Here is a 7318-nt window from a genome sequence, read left to right on the forward strand (position 1 = left end):
GACAAGTAAAGGGCAGACATTTGCTGAAGGTGATAAAGTTCAGGTATCCAATAAATCTGAATGGAAAATTCAACATCCAGGAAACGAATTTTATGAATACTATAAAGCTCCAGATAACTCAATTTCTAAAGTTAGTGAAAAACAAAACCAAGACTTTATAGTTGGAACAGTAATAGATGCATATAAGGGTGAAATTTCTGTTGAATACAACACAGACAGTGGAAAAAGTAAAATGGTTGTTGTAAAAACAAGTAAAGGGCAGACATTTGCTGAAGGTGATAAAGTTCAGGTATCCAATAAATCTGAATGGAAAATTCAACATCCAGGAAACGAATTTTATGAATACTATAAAGCTCCAGATAACTCAATTTCTAAAGTTAGTGAAAAACAAAACCAAGACTTTATAGTTGGAACAGTAATAGATGCATATAAGGGTGAAATTTCTGTTGAATACAACACAGACAGTGGAAAAAGTAAAATGGTTGTTGTAAAAACAAGTAAAGGGCAGACATTTGCTGAAGGTGATAAAGTTCAGGTATCCAATAAATCTGAATGGAAAATTCAACATCCAGGAAACGAATTTTATGAATACTATAAAGCTCCAGATAACTCAATTTCTAAAGTTAGTACTATGAATGAATAAGATTTTTTTGTAGGTAAGCTTTTAAGAGTTAATTAGTAAAACAATATTTATTTTATAAGAGCCGTATAGTTTCTTTGAAACTATACGGCTCTTTGTAGTAAATTCTTAACCATATATTTCATATTATCCTAATAAAAAGTTACCGCGTATCGGAACACTACTTTTCAAAAATATAGCAATCAGTCTTTTTGTAACTATATGCTCTTTATATATATCTTCGTGTATCATTTTCATATATTTCTCTCCCCTTTTAAATCGTACTGTATTTTAGGGGTGGATATCATTGTGGAATATATTCATTACTGATAGAAAACAACAATGTAAAGCAAAAAGAGCGTGTTTTCACACACTAAACACGCTCTTGAAAATATTTAAAAACCTATATCTATTTCTTATTCCATTCTATTTTCCACTCAACTAATACATATTCTTTCATATATGCGGTATCGTACAAAAAAATAATTATGCTCATCATAAGATTTGAATTCGTAACTGTTTTCTTTTAATCTTTTTTATAATGATCTAATTTTTCCTTGTTCGCATTAATATTTATCATAGTGTGAATTGGCTTTCATCATTCCTTCGTTAACAGAGATTATATCTTTAAAAGCTTGCTGTTTTTCCTGAATCTGCTCTGCAACTTTCATAATTATGGGCATAATTTGTTTTATTACTTGTTGTCTTTTTTCTTCTTCCAAAGATACAAGCCAGTAATTAAATTGTTCTTGTTTCTTTTGAAATTCTTCTTCTGATATTTTTAAATCACCTAGGTCATAAATAGAACTTACAAATTCTTTATAGATTTTATTATTCATTCTACCCCTCCTTTATAATAAAAACTTAGTATTCGAATTTAACCATATTAAAATTATCCTTCAACATTTGATTGATTCTCTTCGCTATCTCATCCATGATCTCATTGTATTCATTTGGAAATTAAGTAATTCGTATGCGATTCCTAATCTTTGATATTTATGAACATTTTCATCCTGTTTTTTGCTATTATAGTAGTCAATATAGTGAAACTCTTTATTTAAATCATTTAAACGTGAGTCGATGTTTTTAATTCTTTCACTAATAATACTATCATGATCAAAAAGTTCTTCAAATGATTGTCCAATCGTATGTCCTAATCCATTGGAACTGAAGAAAAATTGTTTTGCTGCCTCTGGCTGTTCTTCCAAAGCTTTTGTTAATTTCTTATCATCTATTACCATTGTTCCGTCATCTTTGAAATGAATACCATAAGTAGATAAGGTATTACCATCTTGCGTAAATCCGACTACATTCCGCATTTCTCGATAAATATCATTCATTATTGCATGCCCATTTAAAACTCCCATCGGTCCCGTAAAATCTTCAAAGGACGAAGCAACTTGATTATAATCTGTGACCATTTTTTTAATTAGTTTAGTGGCATCTGACACACCAGAATTACTTACTGTGAATTTTAATTCGCTATTCTTAACATTGGTATTCTTTGTACTTACTTCCGTTGCTTTTAGTAATTCAATCTCTACACCAGGAAGTGGCGTAATTGTGTTACTAGCGCTTGATTCTTCAATCCCATTAAGGCTATATTTTGCATCTTTCGCTGTATTAATGGTATTGAGTACATATTTCTGTTTTTCATTACTAGATTCATCTATTTGGTCTGTTTTTATTTTTGTATAAAACATCTTCTTAAATAAATCTGATGTCCCATCTTTTAATTCAATTTTATTATCTTCACCGACTTTTTTAGCATTTATAAAAATTTTATCACCGTGTGTATAAGCAGATACCCCATACTCTCCAGCATTTATTCGATTAATTAAATCTTTATACGTCATATCACTTGTTATTGTTAAATCCCTATCTCTAATTTTCAAAGTATCATTTACATTCAACTTTTCATCAACATTAATAGGATTTGAGGCAATTTGGTGATGCTCCGCAAGTTGTTTAACTGTTATATTAAATGTTCCATCAATTGCATCACGATTTGCCTTCACCTTAATATAACCATCTTGTGATGTTGTTACTTTTTTCTCATTACCTTTAAAAGTAGCTAAATTCTTAAGAGTTTGTGTAAAAGAACTAAACTCTGATTTTAAACTTACATATAACTGCTTATCTTTTAAAAGCTCATTTTTTGCATTTGTGTAAGGTTCATTTTTGAAATCAAGTTCTTGTTTTTCTGATTTTCGTATTTTTGGGTTAGATATTACATTACTAGGGATACCCCAAAGATGTGGTCTACCCATAAAACTAGTGTATTTCGTTCCAATCATTTCTAAAATCATCCCTTTTCAATTTATTTTTAGATGTATTTCATTGTAATTGTAAATACATCTAAAAATAGATTGATAAAATACAGCTAATTCCCCCTAAATTACTTAGATAATTAACATCAATACTTTTTTGATATTGTTCCAAACAGCATTAAATAAGATGATGTTTTGTAAAAAAATCTGAAATAATCCCATCGACTTTATTTTATTGAAACATAACATAACTATATTAAAAAAATATATTTTTAACTATTGGAAATGCTATTTTGCATATTTTCTAAATTACTAATAAATAAGTCTGATAATTATTTATAATAAATAATATCAGACCTATTTATCATATAGTTTCTTAATGTAAATTAAAAAACCATACTTTTTTAATTATTAATTTCCCTTCGTTTTATTATCTATAAAATGCCAGCTTAGATAGTTCCCAAAGCACGTTGTCTCCATTGTGGAGATCTAGCTTTTCACGCTCTATTTTTAAAAACCGAAAGATTCTTACATAATGAAGGGACTTTTCTCTTTTAAATTTATAAACGTGTATCTTTTTCAAAATTCAAATGAAAATGATCAGCATCATTATATACACCAAATTCATAACCCTTTTCTTTATAAAACTTTATAATTTCTGGAAGCACTGCTAATGTTTGAGGTTTTTCATGCATTAAAACTACTTCAACATCATCTGTTGTAGATTTTTTTACATTTTCTATAATTTGGTTTGGGTTATTTTTTAACTTCCAATCTTCAGAATCAATTGTCCAGTCCCAAATTTTTATTCCAGCTTCTACAATTTGATTACGAATTTCTCCGCTCTTTAGTCCTGGTGCTGATCCATATGGTGGACGTACTAACTTAGGATTTGTACCTGTAATATCTTTGATAAGAGATAATGTTTCTTTCATTTCTGGAACAAATTGTCCATTCTTGTATAATTTATCACTATTATGCGTCATACTATGTGCACCGATATAATGTCCTTCTTTTACTGCCCGTTTTACATTTATCTGATAACTTGTATTTTGTAAATTACTTCCTTGCATGAAAAATGTTGCTTTTACATTATTTTCTTTTAATACATCCAAAAATTTTCCAGTTAAAGTACTGGGACCATCATCAAATGTTAAATAAACAAATTTCCCTATAGGTTTCCCGTCTGCTTTTTTTTCCTTTTGCGGATTCGTTTTTTCTATTTCTTTTTCTATCTTTTTCTCTTTTGAATGCTGCATTACGATCTGGTTGTTCTTTCCTTCGTGAGTGGTCCCTTTTACGGGAGCCGAATTAAATTTTCCTATTATAAAAAACATAAGAAAAGTAGTTGTTAATATTAACATTAGTGTTAATAACGCTCTTTGTACACTCTTTTTGTTGGGATTTTTCGACATCTTATCTCTATCCTTTCTCTATCATTAATATGGAAAAAGCGGGTTTTAATTGTTAGAATTAATATCTTTAATCCTACTTTGTACAGAAATAGATTACTTGAAAGAGATAAAGATAAAATGCAGATTATGTCGAAATGAGTTAAAGAATATCAAAATATACCATACAATCATATACAGGTTTTAGTAACTATTAAGATGATTCTGGTGTAAAGAATTTAAAGTAATTGCGAGTAATCTCTAAATCTTGGGCATACTGATGCTATTACTCTAAAAAAGGTTGTGATGATTAGTATGGAAAAGTAAAATCTGTTTAAATTGAAACATTACTAGCCTGATTTTATTCTATTAATCGTTGAAAGGGAGAATTTTAAACTTGCCAAGCAGAATTCCAAGTTGGCTAGAAATACTCAAGGCTCGTGCTTTGTCATTAAAAATATAAAGTAGGCAAAAACAAAACAACACCTCTCCAACAAATTAGAGGGTGCTGTTACTTTTGTCGTAAAACCATATTTAATTATGACAAGGATTCATTGTGATAGTTCTAATTATGGGTATTACCTATTTAACAATTAAAATCAAATTTATTTATTTTCTAGGAGGTGGATATACTCTATCCCTATATTTTCCCCTTAACTTGTTGGGAGTCGCTGAAAAAGCGGTCGAATTGTCGCATCATTGCTTCGAGCGGACCAGCAGGAAGCTTTACAATTATCCCTCCAATTACCAGGGTTGCAGTTGCCACAAGAAGGTCCCCGAATGGAATTTCCAGACTATACTGCTGTACCCCTGCCAGTTGAAGTCCCCACAATATGACAAACTGAGCCGCATACATTGTTAATGCTACGCGTCCGACCTTTTCGAAAGGCATCAACACGACGAGAAATCTTTTCGGTACAAGACATACAAGCCCCAGCACAAAGAGTGCGGCCCCAATCCCTGTCAGTGTTTGAAATGTTGATGCACTGTGCGGAGCTGTCCAAAGAAGAGTATGCCACATCGGTGTTTCCATATTAAATGGCCAGATTAAATTTGGATCCGGCTGGTCAGTAGCGACACCTTGAACGCTTATGAGCCACTTCTCAAAGGATCGGCTGAGATCAGGAAGGACAAAAATAGCCAACAGCTTACAAAAGGTAAGTATAATTACACCACTGCACATGAGTAAGAATACGGGACGCGACTTTGTTAAGTCAATACGCCCGACGGCCATACCTGCAACGAAAGCGGGAGCAAGTGCTATCCCTGACATACGGCTGCCTCCTATATCTCTAAGAAGGTATGTGTGTGACAGAAGACTCTCTCCAAGAATCATCAGCGGTGGACTCACAATAACCAAAGCAATTGTTGTTATAATGAGTACGCGTGTTGAACGATGAACCAGAACAAGCGACAGTACGAACAGTGCCGCATAAGCAGGTAAAATCACACCGATATGAGTGTTAAGCATAATAAGGAGATATCCGATTATATCGATGAAAACTGCACGGGCGAGCATTCTAGATCGGAGCGCAGTGGTCCCCATCCCTTTTTCTTTCATGCGTCGAGCCATGATAGAGTAAGAGATGCCTCCACAGAGTATAAATAACAATGTAGTGTTACCAGATACGATTGAAGCATTCATATCATTTAGGGCAAAGTGCTGTATAAACATTCCTATTACAGCTAAACCACGAACTGCATCAAGTGCTACAAGACGCCCCGTCCCCTGAGAATCCCCCTGTTCTTGTTTAGGATCTTCCTCAAAGTCCAGACTCTTCATTTCAGCGTTTGCTTCTAATTCAGATTCCCTGACGGACTCGCCCGAAAGTCTATTCCTCCTATTATTTTTACCGTTTTCTGACATCTCTTCTCTATCCCCTTCCCTATTATTTATATGTAAAAGCAGGTTTAATTGCTAGATTTAATATCGTTCCCCCGCTCTGTACAAAAAATAGATTACTAAAAAGAAATAAAGATAAAGTGCAGATTATATCAAAGTGAGTTAAAGAACATTGAGATATAACATAAAATCTTATACAAAATGTAGTAATTGAAAAGATCATAGAGTTATTCATTATCTCTATTTGTCTTAATCTCTAATATACACATATAAATGAGACTTCCTTTGACAAATAAAGATAAAATTTATTTTATCTTTATCTTATCTTTATCTTTTTATGTTAGTCTGTTTTCCTAGAAGAAATAATCCTAATATTAAAAAGAAACAGAGGAATAATGCATGAAGAGTAAAAAAATGTTTGTATTTTTCTTAGGTATTTTTGTTGTTCATATAACATTAATAGGATTACTATATAGTAATCCTATGGACAACGCCGATAGAAATCAGGATTTCGCTGTAGAAAAACGTTTATTACAATTTAAACCGACCATTGAAAAAGAATTAGAAAAATATAATTTAAGTGATAAAACAACAACATTATTGGGAATCATGTATCAAGAAAGTAGAGCTGAAGGTACAGATCCTATGCAGTCTTCTGAATCACTTGGATTACAGCGAAATGAAATTCAAGATGTTAACTTAAGCATTGAACAAGGTGTAAAACACTTCGCTCAAATGTATAAATACGGGATAGAGAAAGGCGTTGGAATTGATGCTATCATCCAAAGCTATAATATGGGACCAGGATATATTGATTTTATCGCTAGCAAAAAAAAGGAAAAACATTCAGAGAAATTAGCTAAACAATTTTCTAAAATGAAAGTTGATCAAAGTCCAGATATGTATACGTGTGGTGATAATAAAAAAAACTTTAGATATCCATATTGTTATGGAGATTTTACGTACACAACAAAAGTAAAAAATAGAACAAAGCTTATTGAAGATTTTTTACGAACAAAAGAGCTAGCATACAATCATAATTCAGAATAAATCCATACAAATAATAAAAGGGAGTAGAAAAATTTTTCTACTCCCTTTTATTATTTGTATTTAAATAGAAGAAGAATAATACACCATCTTCTGTATTGAAAACACCATATTCCACACCATGCAATTCTAAAATATTTTTAGATAT

The 7318-nt window shown here is 31.6% G+C and carries 5 protein-coding genes and 1 pseudogene; 2 read left to right on the plus strand and 4 right to left on the minus strand.

Annotation, left to right across the window (positions count from 1 at the left end; all coding sequences use genetic code 11):
* A pseudogene (locus MR143_RS32445) lies at positions 1-643 on the plus strand (hypothetical protein); the annotation flags it as partial.
* A gap of 542 nt (positions 644-1185) precedes the next feature.
* Here MR143_RS32445 and MR143_RS32450 read toward each other — a convergent pair.
* The 4 genes from MR143_RS32450 to MR143_RS32465 form a co-directional block, all read right to left on the minus strand.
* On the minus strand, positions 1186-1458 hold the full coding sequence (locus MR143_RS32450) for a hypothetical protein (RefSeq protein WP_001060360.1): 273 nt from the start codon (positions 1456-1458) through the stop codon (positions 1186-1188).
* Between the two features lie 84 nt (positions 1459-1542).
* A complete protein-coding gene (locus tag MR143_RS32455) occupies positions 1543-2916 on the minus strand; it encodes a flagellar hook-associated protein 2 (RefSeq protein ID WP_242281291.1) in 1374 nt (457 codons plus the stop codon).
* A gap of 533 nt (positions 2917-3449) precedes the next feature.
* Positions 3450-4148 carry a polysaccharide deacetylase family protein gene (locus tag MR143_RS32460; RefSeq protein WP_374267847.1) on the minus strand — a complete coding sequence of 233 codons (699 nt, stop codon included), beginning with the start codon at positions 4146-4148 and terminating at the stop codon, positions 3450-3452.
* Positions 4149-4920: 772 nt separating this feature from the next.
* On the minus strand, positions 4921-6147 hold the full coding sequence (locus MR143_RS32465; protein WP_199718332.1) for a DUF418 domain-containing protein: 1227 nt from the start codon (positions 6145-6147) through the stop codon (positions 4921-4923).
* A 375-nt stretch (positions 6148-6522) separates the two neighbouring features.
* Between MR143_RS32465 and MR143_RS32470 the strand changes: the two genes are divergently transcribed.
* Positions 6523-7173 (plus strand): lysozyme family protein, encoded by a 651-nt coding sequence (locus MR143_RS32470; RefSeq protein WP_242281293.1) that lies wholly within the window; start codon positions 6523-6525, stop codon positions 7171-7173.
* The last annotated feature ends 145 nt before the right edge of the window (positions 7174-7318 follow it).

The sequence above is a fragment of the Bacillus cereus group sp. BfR-BA-01347 genome (assembly GCF_022663835.1).
Taxonomy (GTDB): Bacteria; Bacillota; Bacilli; order Bacillales; family Bacillaceae_G; genus Bacillus_A; species Bacillus_A thuringiensis_K.

Coding starts and splice junctions, on each gene's coding strand:
- MR143_RS32450 (WP_001060360.1), bottom strand. CDS start 1,458: ATGAATAATAAAATCTATAAAGAATTTGTAAGTTCTATTTATGACCTA.
- MR143_RS32455 (WP_242281291.1), bottom strand. CDS start 2,916: ATGATTGGAACGAAATACACTAGTTTTATGGGTAGACCACATCTTTGG.
- MR143_RS32465 (WP_199718332.1), bottom strand. CDS start 6,147: ATGTCAGAAAACGGTAAAAATAATAGGAGGAATAGACTTTCGGGCGAG.
- MR143_RS32460 (WP_374267847.1), bottom strand. CDS start 4,148: ATGCAGCATTCAAAAGAGAAAAAGATAGAAAAAGAAATAGAAAAAACG.
- MR143_RS32470 (WP_242281293.1), top strand. CDS start 6,523: ATGAAGAGTAAAAAAATGTTTGTATTTTTCTTAGGTATTTTTGTTGTT.